Annotated in this window: 13 protein-coding genes; 8 read left to right on the plus strand and 5 right to left on the minus strand. The window is 63.1% G+C overall.

What is annotated here, in order from left to right; all coding sequences use genetic code 11:
• Window positions 1-11: 11 nt before the first annotated feature.
• Together OKW41_RS39545 and OKW41_RS39550 are read left to right on the plus strand one after the other, a co-directional pair.
• Window positions 12-623, plus strand: coding sequence for a TetR/AcrR family transcriptional regulator (locus OKW41_RS39545; protein WP_429575836.1), 612 nt, complete (start codon window positions 12-14; stop codon window positions 621-623).
• Between the two features lie 278 nt (window positions 624-901).
• Entirely contained in the window at window positions 902-1,570 is a 669-nt protein-coding gene (locus OKW41_RS39550) for a GNAT family N-acetyltransferase (RefSeq protein ID WP_429454274.1), read from the plus strand.
• 98 nt (window positions 1,571-1,668) lie between these two features.
• Here the strand turns inward: OKW41_RS39550 and OKW41_RS39555 are convergent, their stop codons facing one another.
• Complete coding sequence (locus OKW41_RS39555) at window positions 1,669-2,166, minus strand: Lrp/AsnC family transcriptional regulator (RefSeq protein WP_429575837.1); 498 nt, start codon at window positions 2,164-2,166, stop codon at window positions 1,669-1,671.
• 189 nt (window positions 2,167-2,355) lie between these two features.
• Between OKW41_RS39555 and hppD the strand changes: the two genes are divergently transcribed.
• The gene (hppD, locus tag OKW41_RS39560; protein WP_429575838.1) at window positions 2,356-3,453 is read left to right on the plus strand and encodes a 4-hydroxyphenylpyruvate dioxygenase; all 1,098 of its coding nucleotides are present in this window, start codon (window positions 2,356-2,358) and stop codon (window positions 3,451-3,453) included.
• A 138-nt stretch (window positions 3,454-3,591) separates the two neighbouring features.
• On the opposite strand, the gene OKW41_RS39565 is transcribed toward hppD, so the two are convergent.
• The gene (locus tag OKW41_RS39565; protein WP_429454268.1) at window positions 3,592-3,792 is read right to left on the minus strand and encodes a hypothetical protein; all 201 of its coding nucleotides are present in this window, start codon (window positions 3,790-3,792) and stop codon (window positions 3,592-3,594) included.
• Window positions 3,793-4,178: 386 nt separating this feature from the next.
• On the opposite strand from OKW41_RS39565, the gene OKW41_RS39570 reads away from it, so the two are divergent.
• The gene (locus OKW41_RS39570; protein WP_429575839.1) at window positions 4,179-7,775 is read left to right on the plus strand and encodes an indolepyruvate ferredoxin oxidoreductase family protein; all 3,597 of its coding nucleotides are present in this window, start codon (window positions 4,179-4,181) and stop codon (window positions 7,773-7,775) included.
• Between the two features lie 161 nt (window positions 7,776-7,936).
• On the opposite strand, the gene OKW41_RS39575 is transcribed toward OKW41_RS39570, so the two are convergent.
• The gene (locus tag OKW41_RS39575) at window positions 7,937-10,219 is read right to left on the minus strand and encodes an NADP-dependent malic enzyme (protein ID WP_429575840.1); all 2,283 of its coding nucleotides are present in this window, start codon (window positions 10,217-10,219) and stop codon (window positions 7,937-7,939) included.
• 360 nt (window positions 10,220-10,579) lie between these two features.
• Entirely contained in the window at window positions 10,580-11,824 is a 1,245-nt protein-coding gene (locus tag OKW41_RS39580) for an MFS transporter (protein ID WP_429575841.1), read from the minus strand.
• A 312-nt stretch (window positions 11,825-12,136) separates the two neighbouring features.
• Here OKW41_RS39580 and OKW41_RS39585 point away from each other — a divergent pair, with 312 nt between their 5' ends.
• Window positions 12,137-12,823 (plus strand): orotate phosphoribosyltransferase, encoded by a 687-nt coding sequence (locus OKW41_RS39585; protein ID WP_018418686.1) that lies wholly within the window; start codon window positions 12,137-12,139, stop codon window positions 12,821-12,823.
• A 130-nt stretch (window positions 12,824-12,953) separates the two neighbouring features.
• Here the strand turns inward: OKW41_RS39585 and OKW41_RS39590 are convergent, their stop codons facing one another.
• Window positions 12,954-13,643, minus strand: coding sequence for a response regulator (locus OKW41_RS39590; protein WP_429454260.1), 690 nt, complete (start codon window positions 13,641-13,643; stop codon window positions 12,954-12,956).
• A gap of 269 nt (window positions 13,644-13,912) precedes the next feature.
• Here OKW41_RS39590 and OKW41_RS39595 point away from each other — a divergent pair, with 269 nt between their 5' ends.
• The 3 genes from OKW41_RS39595 (at window position 13,913) to argC (ending at window position 16,349) form a co-directional block, all read left to right on the plus strand.
• Window positions 13,913-14,509 (plus strand): YbhB/YbcL family Raf kinase inhibitor-like protein, encoded by a 597-nt coding sequence (locus tag OKW41_RS39595; RefSeq protein WP_429454639.1) that lies wholly within the window; start codon window positions 13,913-13,915, stop codon window positions 14,507-14,509.
• Between the two features lie 91 nt (window positions 14,510-14,600).
• Window positions 14,601-15,173 carry a flavodoxin family protein gene (locus OKW41_RS39600; protein ID WP_429575842.1) on the plus strand — a complete coding sequence of 191 codons (573 nt, stop codon included), beginning with the start codon at window positions 14,601-14,603 and terminating at the stop codon, window positions 15,171-15,173.
• Between the two features lie 228 nt (window positions 15,174-15,401).
• Window positions 15,402-16,349: an N-acetyl-gamma-glutamyl-phosphate reductase gene (gene argC, locus OKW41_RS39605; RefSeq protein ID WP_429575843.1), complete on the plus strand. Its 948-nt coding sequence runs from the start codon at window positions 15,402-15,404 to the stop codon at window positions 16,347-16,349.
• Window positions 16,350-16,642: the final 293 nt, after the last annotated feature.

The following is a 16,642-nucleotide window of genomic DNA, read 5'->3' on the forward strand; positions in this document are numbered from 1 at the left end:
AACAGACGAATATGGCCCGCACCCGAGCCCCCGACCACGAAACCCAACGCGAGCAGATTCTCGAACTGGCCGCCGCGAAGTTCGCGCAGACCAGCTATCCAAGCACGTCGATGGCCGATCTTGCCGCGGCGAGCGGCACCTCGAAAGCGCGCCTCTATCACTATTACGAGAGCAAGGAAGCAATCCTGTTCGATCTGCTCGATCGCTACACGAAGCGCCTGATGCTGATCATCGCCGAGGTGGAAGGATCGAGCCAGCGGCGCGAACTGAGCGAGCGAGAAACCTTCGCGGAGCTGATCCGCGCGTTCCTGTCCGAGTATGAGACGTCGCACAGCCGGCACGTGGCGCTGCTGAACGATGTCAAGTATCTGGTCGATTCGCAGCGCGAGATCATCCTGAACCGTCAGCGCGACGTAGTCGCCGCCTTCGCGCGGCAGCTCGTGCGCGCCTATCCCGAACGCGCGACACGCGACAACCAGACCGCGCTGACGATGATGGTGTTCGGCATGATCAACTGGACCTTCACGTGGCTCAAGCCGGACGGGCGGATGGGCTATCGCGAGTTCGCCGAGCAGGTGGTCGGCATGGTCGAGCATGGTCTCGGCAGCGCGCCGGCCAGTTAGACGATGGTCTGAACAGATCGCAACCCGCGCACTGGATGTTGCAAAGCAACAACATGCAGACCAAATAAATCAGCGCAGGGAATCCATGCGGCATGGTGTCGCGAACGTGCGCTCACTTTTAACTTCCGTTTAAAATCAATTAATTAAATTTAGGGCTCCAGCGTTCCAGGTATTCACCTCGATTTTTGATACGGGTTTTCCCTAGTGAATGGCGTAGGTTTCCGTTAAAATTGGTTTTGCGGTGCACAACGCCGCCTGATTAAAAGGAGAACCCGACCATGAACATGCTGACCCATCGCAACACCGAGCCGATCGCGCCGAACGATCGGGCGTCGCTGCCTGCTGGACGCGCGCACGTTCTGGTCCGTGAACTCACCGCCGTCGATCGCGAACGCCTGCTTGCTCACTTCCTCGCGCTCGACGAAGAAGACCGTCTGCTGCGCTTCGGCCAGGTCGTGCCGAACCACGTGATCGAAAACTACGTGCGCGCGATCGACTTCACGCGCGACACCGTGTTCGGCGTGTTCAACAGCAAGCTGGAACTGAGCGGCGTCGGCCATCTGGCCTACCTGCCGGCCGAAGGCAACAAGCGCACCGCCGAATTCGGCGTCTCCGTGCTAGAAAGCGCACGCGGCATCGGTATCGGCTCGAAGCTATTCGAGCGCGCCGCGATCCGCAGCCGCAACACGCATGTGACGACGCTGTACATCCACTGCCTGGCGCGCAATTCGACCATGATGCACATCGCCAGGAAGGCCGGCATGAAGATCGAGTACGCGTATGGCGAAGCCGACGCGTATCTGACGCTGTCGCCGGCCGATCAGTCGAGCATCCTCGCGGAAATGCTGCAGGAGCAGGCCGCCGTGTTCGATTACGCGCTCAAGCGCCACGCACGCCAGGCATCGCGACTGTTCGAGTCGTTCATGCCGGTGGCTGTCGCTGCCTGAATAATCGCTACGGGGAAATGAGATTGGGGCGGCCGCAAGGTCGCCTTTTTTCTATCTGTACCCAATCAACGCCCCGCGTAGGACCGTGCGCGTGAAGCCTACAAAATGGGCAGCGCTGTCGTTTCCTTGATCTTTTCTAGCGAAAAGCTCGATTTCACATCGATCACCGATGGATGCCGCAGCAATTGATCCTGCACGAAGCGCGAAAAGTGCGCCATGTCCTCCACCTGGACGCGCAGCAGGTAATCCATCTCACCCGTCATCGCGTGACATGCGACAACTTCGGGCCACGTCTGCACGGCCGCGCCGAACAGATCGGCGTGCGTGGCCTCGCCATGCGGACTGAACGCGCGACCGCCACCCTTCTCCAGCCGCACGCTGACATACGCGAGCAGGTCAAGCCCGAGACTTTGCGCGTCGAGCAGCGCGACATAGCCGCGAATCACGCCGCTTTCCTCGAGCCGGCGAATCCGCCGCAGGCACGGACTCGGCGACAGATTGATCCGTTCCGCAATCTCCTGATTCGACAGCCGGCCATTCTCCTGAAGGATCGCCAGAATGCGTCGATCGATCGCGTCTATCCCGTTATTGGCCATGTTCTGCCGCGTATCCGTTGAATAAAGCCATAAACTGGCTCAAGCGTAGTGACGCGCGATTAAGTTCGCAAGTTTTTGCCTTCGTCGCAGTCCTACACTTGCCCTATCCGGTCGCGCCCAGCCGACCGTACCGCGCGCTCACCGCCAGCGCGCCTCGGCAACCCTCTTGCATGGGATTGGAGACAGACAATGCAGGTTTCTACTTGGGAAAACCCGGTCGGCACCGACGGCTTCGAATTCATCGAATACACGGCGCCGGACCCGAAAGCGCTCGGCAAGCTGTTCGAACGGATGGGCTTCACGGCCGTCGCGCGGCATCGTCATAAGGACGTGACGCTGTATCGTCAGGGCGACATCAACTTCATCGTCAACGCGGAGAAGCATTCGTTTGCGCAGCGCTTCGCGCGCTTGCATGGCCCGTCGATCTGCGCGATTGCGTTTCGCGTACAGGACGCCGCGAAGGCCTACGCCCAAGCGCTCGAAAAAGGCGCATGGGGTTTCGACAACAAGACCGGCCCGATGGAGCTGAACATCCCGGCGATCAAGGGCATTGGCGATTCGCTGATCTATTTCGTCGACCGCTGGCGCGGCAAGAACGGCGCGACGCCGAACAGCATCGGTGACATCGACATTTACGACGTCGACTTCGAGCCGATTCCGGGCGCGAACCCGAACCCGGTGGGCCACGGCCTGACCTATATCGATCACCTGACGCACAACGTGCATCGCGGCCGCATGCAGGAATGGGCGGAGTTCTACGAGCGCCTGTTCAACTTCCGCGAGGTGCGCTACTTCGACATCGAGGGCAAGGTGACGGGCGTCAAGTCGAAGGCGATGACCTCGCCGTGCGGCAAGATTCGCATTCCGATCAACGAGGAAGGCTCGGACACCGCCGGTCAGATCCAGGAATATCTGGACGCGTACCACGGCGAAGGCATCCAGCACATCGCGCTCGGCACCAGCGACATCTACCGCACCGTCGACGGCCTGCGCGCATCGGACATTTCACTGCTCGACACGATCGACACGTACTACGAACTCGTCGACCGACGCGTGCCGAATCATGGCGAGCCGCTCGAGGAACTGCGCAAGCGCAAGATCCTGATCGACGGCGCACCGGACGATCTGCTGCTGCAGATCTTCACCGAAAACCAGATCGGCCCGATCTTCTTCGAGATCATTCAGCGCAAGGGCAACCAGGGCTTTGGCGAAGGCAACTTCAAGGCGCTGTTCGAATCGATCGAGCTCGATCAGATTCGCCGCGGCGTCGTGCAGGACAAGACCTGACCACGGAGACTCGCGCCTGATCGGCGCGCAGAAGAAAAAAGGGCGAGGATCGCAGGATCCTCGCCCTTTTACGTTGTAACGCCGCCGCTCTCTTCGGAACGGCGGCCGGTCGTCATTAGACGCGCGCGATGCGGTGCGTCATGAATTCTGCCTGTACAGATCGCTGCCGATCGCACCGTCGACCCGCGCCGTTCCCAGACGCGCCGGCGCCACCTGCGCCGTGCGGACGATCGCGTTCGACAGTGCCCCCGTGCTGCCCGGATTCGAGCGCACCGGCGCGCTCATCGCGAAGAAAGCGGCGGAAACCATCAGGAAGGTCTGGACGTTTCTTGTGTTCATGCGTACTCCTTTTCTAACTGCCCTGCTGCCCAGAAGCTGCACAGAATGCGCGGCGTTCGGCATCGCTCACAGGTCGGGGTTAGACAGTGGTTTTCACTGCGGTTCCGCAAATTTGTAGGTTTTACAGCTTGTTACACGCGCAGGCGCAATACAACTCCATTCCGGCGGAAATCCGCGACAACTGCTGACAACACGTAGGCAACTCGTCGCGAAACCGGCCGAAATCAGATCGTGCGCGGGCGATTTTTGATCCGCTGCGGCGGGTTTCCACCAGTGCTACCATCGCTTAAAACCCGTCAATATGACGACCCCGGCCCCAGCATTCACGAGATGCCGGGGCCAGAAAAGTTTTGGTGATCCCAAGCTGAAGTGGAGGAGTACACATAATGAATGCCCCGCTAGACGCAGGTCAGCGAGCCTCGCTCGAAGCCGCGTTGTCTTCCGTCACGCTCGACGACAAATACACCCTCGATCGCGGCCGCGCGTACATGAGCGGCATCCAGGCGCTGGTGCGTCTGCCGATGCTGCAGCAGGAACGCGACCGCGCCGCCGGCCTCAACACGGCCGGCTTCATCTCCGGCTACCGCGGATCGCCGCTCGGCGGGCTCGACCAGTCGCTGTGGAAAGCGAAAAAGCATCTGTCCGCGCATCAGGTCGTGTTCCAGCCCGGCGTCAACGAAGACCTCGCGGCCACCGCCGTGTGGGGTTCGCAACAAGTCAATCTGTACCCGAGCGCCAAATACGACGGCGTGTTTTCGATGTGGTACGGCAAGGGCCCCGGCGTCGACCGGTCCGGTGACGTCTTCAAGCACGGCAACTCGGCCGGCTCGTCGCGGCATGGCGGCGTTCTCGTGCTCGCCGGCGACGATCACGCGGCCAAATCCTCGACACTCGCGCATCAGTCCGAACACATCTTCAAGGCATGCGGGCTGCCGGTGCTGTTTCCGTCCAACGTGCAGGAATATCTGGACTTCGGCCTGCACGGCTGGGCGATGAGCCGCTACTCGGGCCTCTGGGTCGCGATGAAGTGCGTGACCGACGTGGTCGAATCGTCCGCATCGGTCGATATCGATCCGCACCGCACCAACATCATCCTGCCGGGAGACTTCGTGATGCCCGACGGTGGGCTGAACATCCGCTGGCCCGATTCGCCGCTCGTGCAGGAAGCGCGTCTGCTCGACTACAAGTGGTACGCGGGCCTCGCCTACGTGCGAGCGAACAAGCTCGACCGCGTCGAAATCGATTCGCCGCATGCGCGCTTCGGCATCATGACCGGCGGCAAAGCTTATCTAGACGTGCGCCAGGCGCTGACCAACCTCGGTCTCGACGACGAAACCTGCTCGCGCATCGGCATCCGGCTGTACAAGGTCGGCTGCGTGTGGCCGCTCGAAGCGCAAGGTGCGCAGGCCTTCGCACGCGGTCTCGACGAAATTCTGGTGGTCGAGGAAAAGCGCCAGATCCTCGAATACGCGATCAAGGAAGAGCTGTACAACTGGCCCGACGCGCAGCGCCCGCGCGTATTCGGCAAGTTCGACGAGAAGGACGGCGCGGGCGGCGAATGGTCGGTGCCGATGGGCAACTGGCTGCTGCCGGCGCACTACGAGCTGTCGCCCGCGATCATCGCGAAGGCGATCGCCACGCGGCTCGACAAGTTCGATCTGCCGTCGGATGTGCGCGCCCGCATCGCCGCGCGCATCGCGGTGATCGAGGCGAAGGAAAAGGCGCTCGCGCGGCCGCGCGTCGAAGTCGAGCGCAAGCCGTGGTTCTGCTCGGGCTGCCCGCACAACACGTCGACCAACGTGCCGGAAGGCTCGCGCGCGATGGCCGGCATCGGCTGTCATTACATGACGGTCTGGATGGATCGCAGTACCAGCACGTTCAGCCAGATGGGCGGCGAAGGTGTCGCGTGGATCGGCCAGGCGCCGTTCACGAACGACAAGCACGTGTTCGCCAATCTCGGCGACGGCACCTACTTCCACTCGGGGCTGCTCGCGATTCGCGCGGCGATCGCGTCGAAGGCAAACATCACCTACAAGCTGCTGTACAACGACGCGGTCGCGATGACGGGCGGCCAGCCGGTCGACGGCGTGCTGAGCGTGCCGCAGATCACGCATCAGCTCGCCGCCGAAGGCGCGGCGAAGATCGTCATCGTCACCGATGAGCCGGAGAAGTACGCGGCAAACGTCGGCCTTGCGCCCGGCGTCGACATTCACCACCGCGACAAGCTCGACGACGTGCAGCGTCAGCTGCGCGAGGTTCCGGGCACCACGATCCTGGTCTACGACCAGACCTGCGCGACCGAAAAGCGCCGTCGCAGGAAACGTGGCGCGTATCCCGATCCTGCACGGCGCGTCGTGATCAACGAAGCGGTGTGCGAAGGCTGCGGCGACTGCTCGGTGAAGTCGAACTGCCTGTCGGTCGAACCGCTCGACACTGAGTACGGCACGAAGCGCCAGATCAACCAGTCGACCTGCAACAAGGACTTCTCGTGCGTGAACGGCTTCTGCCCGAGCTTCGTCTCCGTTGAAGGCGGCCAGTTGCGCAAGCCGAAGGCGGCGTCGGGCGCCGGCGCCGAAATGCCGCCGGTGCCGGATCCCGAGTTGCCGTCCATCGACCGTCCGTACGGCGTTCTGGTGACGGGCGTCGGCGGCACGGGCGTCGTCACGATCGGCGCGCTGCTCGGCATGGCCGCGCATCTCGAGAACAAGGGCGTCACGGTGCTCGACGTCACCGGCCTCGCGCAGAAAGGCGGCGCCGTGATGAGCCACGTGCAGATCGCGAAGCAGCCCGCCGACATCCACGCGACCCGCATCGCAATGGGCGAAGCGAGCCTCGTGATCGGCTGCGACGCGATCGTCACCGCCAGCGACGAATGCGTGTCGCGGATGCACGCGGATCGCACGCGCGTCGTGCTGAACAGCGCGCACACGCCGACGGCCGAGCTGATCAAGAACCCGAACTGGCGCTTCCCCGGCAGCAGCACCGAAGCCGACGTGCGCGCCGCGGCCGGCGATGACAATGTCTCGACCGTCAACGCGAATCACTTCGCCGTCGCGCTGCTCGGCGACGCGATCTACACGAACCCGTTCGTGCTCGGCTATGCGTGGCAGCGCGGCTGGGTGCCGCTCACGCACGAGTCGCTGATTCGCGCGATCGAGCTGAACAACGTGCAGGTGGACAAGAACCGCGCGGCGTTCGAATGGGGCCGGCGTGCCGCGCACGATCTGGCTGCGGTACGCAAGCTCGCGCAAACGCAGGGGCGCGGCGATCCGGCCGACAGCGCGGGCGGCAAGATCATCGCGCTGCATACGCCGAAGGCGCTCGACACGCTGATCGACAAGCGCGCCGACTATCTGACCGCCTGGCAGAACCGTGCGTACGCGGAGCGCTATCGCGCGCTGGTGTCGCAGGTGCGGGCCGCGGAAGAAGCGCTCGATCCCGCCGACGGCCAAATGCCGCTGACCGAGGCGGTCGCGAAGAACCTGCACAAGCTGATGGCGTACAAGGACGAATACGAAGTCGCGCGTCTGTACAGCGACCCGGTGTTCATCGAAAAACTGAACGCGACGTTCGAAGGCAACTGGAAGCTGCACCTGCATCTCGCGCCGCCGACGCTATCGAAGAAGGACGCGCACGGCCATCTGGTGAAGAAGAAGTACGGCCCGTGGATGTTCCGCGCGATGCACGTGCTCGCGAAGCTCAAGTTCCTGCGCGGCACCGCGTTCGACGTGTTCGGCAACACCGAGGAGCGTCGCACCGAGCGCGCGCTGATCGGTGAATACGAGGCATTGGTGCGTGAGCTGATCAGCGGGCTGACTTCTCAGAAACGCGATCTCGCGGTCGAACTCGCGAATCTGCCCGACGGCATCCGCGGCTATGGGCATGTGAAGGAAAACAACCTGAAAGGCGTGCGCATCAGGTGGAACGAGCTGCTCGCGCGTTGGCGTTCGCCGGATGCGGGCAAGACGCAGCACGCGGCTTGATCGACTCTCCCAGCTGAACCGAAAAGCGGCGGTCTGCACGGACCGCCGCTTTTTTTCAGGCGCAAAAAAAAACGCTACGGAGCCGGAGCTCCGTAGCGCTTCTGCCCAGGCCGCCGCGGGCGCGTTACTGCCGCGCCCGCGCCAACCTCACGTGATGCACGTTACTTCGCGTTCACCAACTTGCGCGCGTTCGCCGAAGCGACCGCCGTCATGTTGATGATCCGGCGCACGGTCGCGGCCGGCGTCAGGATATGCACCGGCTTTTCCGCGCCCAGCAGGAACGGCCCGACCGTCACACCCTCGCCGCCCACGACCTTCAGCAGGTTGTACGCGATGTTCGCCGCTTCGACGTTCGGCATGATCAGCAGATTCGCTTCGCCGGCGAGCGTCGTGCCCGGGAACGCGGCCTTGCGGATCGTCTCCGACAGCGCCGCGTCGCCGTGCATTTCACCGTCGATTTCGAGCGACGGCGCGCGTTGCGTGATCAGCTTGCGCGCCGCGGCCATGCGCTGCGACGACGACGACGGCGCGCTGCCGAAGTTCGAGTTCGACAGCAGCGCGACCTTCGGCGTGATGCCGAACTTCTCGATTTCGCGCGTGGCGAGCATCGTCATGTCGGCAAGCTGCTCGGCGGTCGGCACTTCGTTCACGTACGTGTCGCAGATGAACAGGTTACGGCCCGGCAGCATCAGCAGATTCATCGCGGCGAAGTTCTCGACGTCGTCGGCCTTGCCGAGCACCTGCTCGATGAAGTTCAGATGCGTGTGGTACTGGCCGATCATGCCGCAGATCATGCCGTCCGCTTCGCCAAGGCGCACGAGGATCGCGCCGATCAGCGTGTTGAACTTGCGCATCGCGGCCTTCGCGACGTCCGGCGTTACGCCTTCGCGCGCGCCGAGTTCGTGATACGCCTGCCAGCACTTGTGATAGCGCGGATCGTCTTCCGGATCGACGATCTCGACGTCTTCGCCGCACTTGAGCTTCGAGCCCATCTTCTTCAGACGCATCTCGATCACCGACGGACGGCCGACCAGGATCGGCTTGGCGATCTTTTCGAGCAGCACGAACTGCGCGGCGCGCAGCACGCGCTCGTCTTCGCCTTCCGCGAACACGATGCGCGCCGGTGCCGACTTCGCCGCCGCGAACACCGGCCGCATCACCATGCCCGAGCGATAGACGGTCGCGCCGAGCTGTTCGCGGTACGCATCCATGTCCTGGATCGGGCGGGTCGCGACGCCCGAATCCATTGCGGCCTGCGCGACGGCCGGCGCGATCTTGATGATCAGGCGCGGATCGAACGGCTTCGGAATCAGGTATTCGGGACCGAATTCGAGCGAGTGGCCTTCGTAGGCCTTCGCGACTTCATCGCCCTGGTCGCTTTCCTCGGCCAGTTCGGCAATCGCGCGCACGCACGCAAGCTTCATATCTTCGGTGATCGTCGTCGCGCCGACGTCGAGCGCGCCGCGGAAGATGAACGGGAAACACAGCACGTTGTTGACCTGGTTCGGATAGTCCGACCGGCCGGTCGCGATGATGCAGTCCGGGCGCACCTTGCGCGCCTCTTCCGGACGGATTTCCGGCTCGGGGTTCGCGAGCGCAAGAATCAGCGGCTGCGAGCCCATTTCGGCGACCATCTCCGGCTTCAGCACGCCGGCGCTCGAGCAGCCGAGGAACACGTCGGCGCCGCGGATCGCATCGGCGAGCGAGCGCGCTTCGGTGTGCGCCGCATAGCGCTCCTTCGACGGATCGAGGTTGCCGCGCCCTTCGTAGATCACGCCCTTCGAGTCGGCGACGAGAATGTTCTTCTTCGACAGACCGAGATTGACCAGCAGATCCAGACACGCAATGGCCGCCGCGCCCGCGCCCGAACAGACCAGCTTCACTTCGTCGAGCCTCTTGCCGACCACCTTGAGGCCGTTCAGGATCGCCGCCGACGCGATGATCGCGGTGCCGTGCTGATCGTCGTGGAAGACCGGAATCTTCATGCGCTCGCGCAGCTTCTTCTCGATGTAGAAGCACTCGGGCGCCTTGATGTCCTCGAGGTTGATGCCGCCCAGCGTGGGCTCGAGCATCGCAATCGCCTCGACGAGTTTGTCCGGATCGGATTCGCTCAGCTCGATGTCGAACACGTCGATGTCCGCGAACTTCTTGAACAGACACCCCTTGCCCTCCATCACCGGCTTCGCGGCAAGCGGGCCGATATTGCCGAGGCCGAGCACCGCGGTGCCGTTCGTGATCACGCCGACGAGGTTGCCGCGCGACGTGTACTTCTGCGCGTCGAGCGGTTCGTCGTGAATTGCCATACAGGCTGCCGCCACACCCGGCGAATACGCCAGCGACAGATCGAGCTGGTTCGACAGCGGCTTGGTAGGCGTCACCGAAATCTTGCCGGGTTTCGGATTCTGGTGGTAGGCGAGAGCGCTTTGCTTGAGTTGTTCGTCCATTTCTAGGCCTGCGAGACGTAAGTGATTGGGCCCGGCGACACACATCGTTGCAGCGCTTTCATCTGTCGGACGGATAGCCGATCGAGGCGGTTTTCGCACGCGCCCGGTCAGGCGCGACGGCGTACCTCGACGAAGACGGGACGATGTGGAGTGCTTCGCGGGTCGATCAGTGTACACCCCGGACGTGTCGATGCACTGAGTGGTTAACAGGACCCGCCATTAGCGAAACAGGCGCTCAGGACGCTGCGTCGCCACGACCCGGCCGTGCTTTTCCGCCACGCAGCGGGGCGCCATGCGGGCCGCGTGGTCCACGCATTCGCAGTATTCGAAGCGATTGAAGGACGCGCTTCGTCGACGCGGTCAGTCGAGTTCGGCGCCGCGTCGCTCAGGAATCAGAAACAGGGTCGCGAGGATGTCGAGCAGGTAAATCGACGCCAGTAGCGCGAGCGCCGCGCCGAACGAGTAGCGCGCCGCCAGCGCGCCCACGACGACCGGCCCAAAGCCGCCCACCGCGCGACCCGCGTTGAACAGCACGTTTTGCGCGGTGGCGCGCGCATCGGTTGGATAGAGCTCCGAAATCAGCGCGCCGTAGCCGCCAATCATGCCGTTGACGAACACTCCCATCGCCGCGCCGCCGATCAGCAACGCCATCGGCGCCGTCAGTTGCGCATAGACGAACACCATGACGACGGCGCCCGCCTGGTAGAACAGGAACGTCGGCTTGCGGCCGAAGCGGTCGGCGGCGATGCCGAATAGCCAGATGCCGGCCGCCATGCCGAGAATCGTCGCGGCGGTCCACAGCCCCGATTTGGTCAGCGAATAGCCGAAGGTCTTCGACAGATAGCTGGGTAGCCAGATCATCAGCCCGTAATAGCCGAAGTTCTGCACCGAGCACAGGATCGTGACGCCGAGGCTCGCGCGCGTCGTGCGTCCATCGACGAACAGCAGTTTCAGCGGCAGCTTGCGCATGCCGCGCGCGACGCGTTGGTTGAAAATCGCCGGCTCCTCGACGCGGCGCCGCACGAAGAACGACACCGCCGCCGGCAGCAGCCCGAGCGCGAACATGCCGCGCCAGCCGATCACCGGCAGCAGCAGCGGCGTCAGCAACGCGGCCGCCAGCACGCCAAGCTGCCAGCCGAGCCCGACATACGACGACACCCGCGCCCGCTGCGACGCCGGCCACGCTTCGGCGACCAGCGTCATACCGATGCCGAATTCGCCGCCCAGCCCGATCCCGGCGATGGTCCGATAGATCAGCAGGTCCGTGTAGCCTTGCGCGAGCGCGCACAGGCCGGTGAACACCGCGAAGATCAGGATCGTCCACGTCAGCATGCGCACGCGGCCGAAATAATCGCTGAGCATGCCGAAGAGCACGCCGCCCGCCACCGCACCAATGAGCGTCCATGTGACCAGCGCGCCGGCCTGCGAGGAACTCAGATGCATGTCGGCGGCGATCACCGGCAGCATGAAGCCGAGAATCAGCAGATCGAAGCCGTCCATCGCATAGCCCAACACCGACGCAAGCAGCGCGCGGCCCGCATAGCCCGGTTTGACGGCGGAGCGGGTTTCGGTGGTGGAGGCGGAGGCGGGCGGAGCGGCGTTCATTGAAAGCATTCCGTAGGTCTGAAGGCGGCTGCGTGGGAAGCGTCCCGGGAAAGTCGCGTGAGTGTAAAGGCGGCCTCACCCGGTCACAAGACAATGCGCGCGCCAAAGCGCCCGCCGGCTGCGCCGCCGCGCACGACGGCCTCCTCGGTGCGACCCATTTCAGGTAAAATAGCGGCCCACGCGCGCAGCAAAAGCCGGTCTGTGCTCTTCCCCCGGCCGCGTATCCCGCCCAGCATGGCGCGGCATACCCCGCTTGCTGCGCCACCGGGCCCAGCGCCCGCTTCTCCCCCGCTCACTCCGAAGGATCCGCCCATGACAGGCTTCGATCGCCAGACGATCTCCGACACCACCGCCAAGATGCTGCTCGAAGTGCAAGCAGTGCATTTCAACGCGGAGAAACCGTATATTTTCACGTCCGGCTGGGCGAGCCCGGTGTATATCGACTGCCGCAAGCTGATCTCGTATCCGCGTGTGCGCCGCGGCCTGATGGAAATGGCCGAAGCGACGATCCTGCGCGACGTCGGCTATGAGCAGATCGACGCGGTCGCCGGCGGCGAAACCGCGGGCATCCCGTTCGCGGCATGGCTGTCCGACCGCCTGATGGTGCCGATGCAGTACGTGCGCAAGAAGCCGAAGGGTTTCGGCCGCAACGCGCAGATCGAAGGTCTGCTGACCGAAGGCCAGCGCGTGTTGCTCGTCGAAGACCTGACGACCGACAGCCGCAGCAAGATCAACTTCATCAACGCGCTGCGCACCGCCGGCGCGACGGTGAACCACTGCTTCGTGCTGTTCCACTACAACATCTTCAAGGAAAGCGTGTCGGTGCTGAAAGACATCGACGTCGATCTGCACGCGCTCGCCACGTGGTGGGACGTGCTGCGCGTCGCGAAGCAGAACAACTACTTCGACACGAAGACGATCGACGAAGTGGAAAAATTCCTGCACGCGCCGGCCGAGTGGTCCGCTGCACATGGCGGTGCAACGTCTACGCCGCAATGAAGCCATCGCGGTAAGGCAGTGACAATAAAAACGTAGCCGCTTTATGCGGATTGAATGAAAAAGCCGCCTGTTTCGCAACAGGCGGCTTTTTTTATCGCCGATTACCCGGCGGACGAACCGAGGCCCGATATCAGGACTGGTTCGCGATGTCCCTACTCGAGTTCGACGAAAGATTCAGCAAACCATTGCTCTGCGCATACTGGAATAGTTGGGAGTCTCGATCGATTCCGAGCTTGCGCATGGCCGCGTTTTTTTGTGTGCTGATCGTCTTGATGCTGCGATTCAAACGCTCCGATATTTCCTTGATCGTCATACCCGATACGAACAGGCGCACGACTTCGAGTTCGCGCCGCGACAGCTTCGAGTCGTCGCGCTTGCCGGCTGAATTGACCCGCAACCCATCGAGCACCGCCTTCACCGACGGACTCATATAGGTCATGCGACGGCCCACGTGTTGTACCGCAAGCGCAATATGGCTGAGATCGTCCGATTTGTTCACGACCGACGTCACGCCAAGTTCCTTGAGCCGTTTGAGCAATGCGGCGTTCTCGAGCATGGTGAGCACGACGATCGGCAGATTCGGGAAATTGCGGCGCAAATAGTCGATGAGTTGCAAGCCGTCGCCGTACTGACCGCCCGGCATGGCCAGGTCGGTGACGAGCACGTCGCATTCGGTGGATTGCAACATTTTGATAAGTTCAGTCGACTGCCTTGCGCGCCCAACGACTTGCATACCGGGAAATTTGAGCAGCGCATTTTCAGCGCCAAACAGAATAACCGGATGATCGTCTGCCACCACGACCCTGAGTGAAACTTGCATCGTCCTCCTCTGGACGGATAAACCGGTCTCCACAACTTCTAACACTGCTTTTGACGCTCGCTATTTAAACGAGTCAAATGCAGTAAGGGTCGCGCGACAACCCCCTTACTATAGCTGATTTCCTGTCTGCGAATTCCGCGGCACGCGAACATATTGCGTCGCAGAGCTAATCAGCGCTGATGTTAGACTTGATTCGACCTTGGGGCACAATTCAGGACAACGACAGTCGCGAGGACCCGCGCCTCGCGCCCTTACAGGAGAACCGGCATATGCGCGTGCGTTGCCTGGTTGTTTCGCTGGCTACATCTTGGCGGCATCGATCGCTCGCCGTCGGCGCGATGCTCGCGCTATTCGCAGCGCATAGTGCCGGTGCGCGGGCCGACGAGCCGTTCACGCTGACGAGCGCGAGCGTGCGCGCGGGCGGCACCGTGCAGAATGCGCAGGTGTTCGACCGGAACGACTGCAAGGGCGGCAACCGTTCACCGCAGCTCTCATGGCGCGACGCGCCGGCCGGTACGCGCGGCTTCGCGATCACGATGTTCGACGAGGACGCGCCGGGGCGCGGCTGGTGGCACTGGGCGGTCGCGGGCATCCCCGCCACGGTCGACAGCCTGCCCGAGAATGCGAGCTCGTCCGGTTTCCTGCGCAAGCTCGGCGCGGTCGAAGCGCGCAACGACTTCGATACCGACGGCTATGGCGGCCCGTGCCCGCCGCCCGGCAAACCGCATCGCTATATCATTACCGTGTACGCGCTGAACTCGGCCGATCTGCGTCTCGCGCAAGGACGTCCCTCGTTGATGTTCGATCACGAGATCGGCACGGCCGCGATCGGCAGCGCGCGGCTCGAGGTCAATTACGGGCGCTAGTGGCGGCCGTCGCGGTCGTGATGGGGCGCCGCCGCGCCGCATCGCCTGGCTTGCGCCGTTCGCCTTCCCGATCGCTTTGCTGGAGCACTTCATGTCGAAGATCGTCATCGTTTATCACAGCGGCTACGGCCACACGAAGAAGGTCGCCGAAGCCGTGCTCGCGGGCGCGCTGGAAGTCGGTGCGCAGGCGAAGATGATCCCGGTCGGCGACCTCGACGACGCCTCGTGGGACGAACTCGCCGCCGCCGACGCGCTGATCTTCGGTGCGCCGACCTACATGGGCGGCCCGTCGGCCGACTTCAAGAAGTTCGCCGACGCCAGTTCGAAACCGTGGTTCGCGCAGGCGTGGAAAGACAAGATCGCAGCCGGCTTCACGAACTCGGCGACGATGAACGGCGACAAGTTCTCGACTATCCAGTACTTCGTCACGCTGGCGATGCAGCACAGCATGATCTGGGCCGGCACCGGCATGATGCCGTCGAACACGATGGCGGCGACGCGCAACGATCTGAACTTCGTCGGCGGCTTTACCGGACTGCTTACGCAATCGGCGGCCGATGCGTCGCCCGACGAAGCGCCGCCGCCGGGGGATCTCGAAACCGCGCGCCTGTTCGGCGCGCGCATTGCGGGCGTCACCGCGCGCTGGATCGCGCCGCGCGGCTAGCGGCTAGCGGCGCGCGGCTAATGGCTGAACGGCGTCGAAACGACGTCGCGGCTCATCTGCGGTTCATCTTCGGTCATCAGCCGCATTCGTCGCGCAACGGGTCACGCCAACGTCACGTTGCGCGCGCATCGTCGTTTTTTCGCGCTGCACCGCACGGTCGCGGCGATGACGTCTTAAAATAACGTTCCGGCGCGGCGTCGCGCCCCGTTTCCAGCGAGTGAGATCGAGATGAGCACGAAAGTTTTTGTCGACGGACAGGAAGGCACGACCGGCCTGAAAATTTTTGAATACCTGTCGCAGCGCGCCGACGTCGAAATCCTGCGTATCGAAGAAGCGAAGCGCAAGGACCTGGACGAGCGCCGTCGTCTCATCAACGCGTCGGACGTCACGTTCCTGTGTCTGCCCGATGTCGCCTCGCGCGAGTCGGCCTCGCTCGTCGAGAACGACCGCACGGTGCTGATCGACGCGAGCACCGCGTTCCGAACCTCGCCCGACTGGGCCTACGGCCTGCCCGAGCTGGCTCGCTTGCAGCGCGAGCGCCTGCGCACCGCCAAACGCATCGCCGTGCCGGGCTGCCACGCCTCGGCGTTCGTGCTCGCGATGCGCCCGCTCGTCGAAGGCGGCGTCGTCGCGCCCGAGTTCGCCGCGCACGCCTATTCGATCACTGGCTACAGCGGCGGCGGCAAGAAGATGATTGCCGACTACGAAGCCGGCGGCAACGACAGACTCAAGAGCCCGCGCCCGTACGCGCTCGGCCTCACGCACAAGCACCTGCCGGAAATGGCCACACATACGGGCCTGAAGTCGGCGCCGATCTTCACGCCGATCGTCGGCGACTTCTACAAGGGCCTCGCGGTCATCACGTACTTCTCGCCGGGCCAGCTCGCGAAGAAGACGACGCCGCAGGACGTGCAGGCTCAGTTCGCCGAATACTACGCGGGCGAAGCGTTCGTGCACGTCGCGCCGTTCAACGCCGACGCGAGTCTCGACAACGGCTTCTTCGACGTGCAGGCGAACAACGACACCAACCGCGTCGACCTGTTCGTGTTCGGCAACGAAGAGCGCTTCGTGACCGTCGCGCGGCTGGACAATCTCGGTAAGGGCGCGTCGGGTGCGGCGATCCAGTGCATGAATCTCGCGATCGGCGCGGCAGAAGGCACCGGTTTGAAACGCTAGGCGAGTCGACCCGCATCCGCGGTGCCACAAAAAAGCCCGCCCATTAAAATTGATACAAAACATTTCTGCCCGGTAGTCGTCCGAATTACCTGAAATAAAAATCGAATTGCCCATTCGAGACGGTAATTAATTCCTCGTAATTGCATCGCACCGCATTGTTTTCCGCATAGGGAAACTCCGAATTTTTTGCGAACGGGCGTGCCAGGATGATAGAGCATTTTTGCCAAGACGCTTGTCCAGCAAGGGTATAGGGCGAAACAACGATGCCGCGTTCAGCGTGAAAAATCCTTTTC

Origin of the sequence: Paraburkholderia sp. UCT70 (assembly GCF_050434085.1) — a bacterium.
GTDB lineage: Bacteria > Pseudomonadota > Gammaproteobacteria > Burkholderiales > Burkholderiaceae > Paraburkholderia > Paraburkholderia tuberum.

What these genes read in the sequence shown, in the direction of transcription:
- OKW41_RS39545 (WP_429575836.1), top strand. Translation starts at nt 12, where the DNA reads ATGGCCCGCACCCGAGCCCCCGACCACGAAACCCAACGCGAGCAGATT.
- OKW41_RS39550 (WP_429454274.1), top strand. Translation starts at nt 902, where the DNA reads ATGAACATGCTGACCCATCGCAACACCGAGCCGATCGCGCCGAACGAT.
- OKW41_RS39555 (WP_429575837.1), bottom strand. Translation starts at nt 2,166, where the DNA reads ATGGCCAATAACGGGATAGACGCGATCGATCGACGCATTCTGGCGATC.
- hppD (WP_429575838.1), top strand. Translation starts at nt 2,356, where the DNA reads ATGCAGGTTTCTACTTGGGAAAACCCGGTCGGCACCGACGGCTTCGAA.
- OKW41_RS39565 (WP_429454268.1), bottom strand. Translation starts at nt 3,792, where the DNA reads ATGAACACAAGAAACGTCCAGACCTTCCTGATGGTTTCCGCCGCTTTC.
- OKW41_RS39570 (WP_429575839.1), top strand. Translation starts at nt 4,179, where the DNA reads ATGAATGCCCCGCTAGACGCAGGTCAGCGAGCCTCGCTCGAAGCCGCG.
- OKW41_RS39575 (WP_429575840.1), bottom strand. Translation starts at nt 10,219, where the DNA reads ATGGACGAACAACTCAAGCAAAGCGCTCTCGCCTACCACCAGAATCCG.
- OKW41_RS39580 (WP_429575841.1), bottom strand. Translation starts at nt 11,824, where the DNA reads ATGAACGCCGCTCCGCCCGCCTCCGCCTCCACCACCGAAACCCGCTCC.
- OKW41_RS39585 (WP_018418686.1), top strand. Translation starts at nt 12,137, where the DNA reads ATGACAGGCTTCGATCGCCAGACGATCTCCGACACCACCGCCAAGATG.
- OKW41_RS39590 (WP_429454260.1), bottom strand. Translation starts at nt 13,643, where the DNA reads ATGCAAGTTTCACTCAGGGTCGTGGTGGCAGACGATCATCCGGTTATT.
- OKW41_RS39595 (WP_429454639.1), top strand. Translation starts at nt 13,913, where the DNA reads ATGCGCGTGCGTTGCCTGGTTGTTTCGCTGGCTACATCTTGGCGGCAT.
- OKW41_RS39600 (WP_429575842.1), top strand. Translation starts at nt 14,601, where the DNA reads ATGTCGAAGATCGTCATCGTTTATCACAGCGGCTACGGCCACACGAAG.
- argC (WP_429575843.1), top strand. Translation starts at nt 15,402, where the DNA reads ATGAGCACGAAAGTTTTTGTCGACGGACAGGAAGGCACGACCGGCCTG.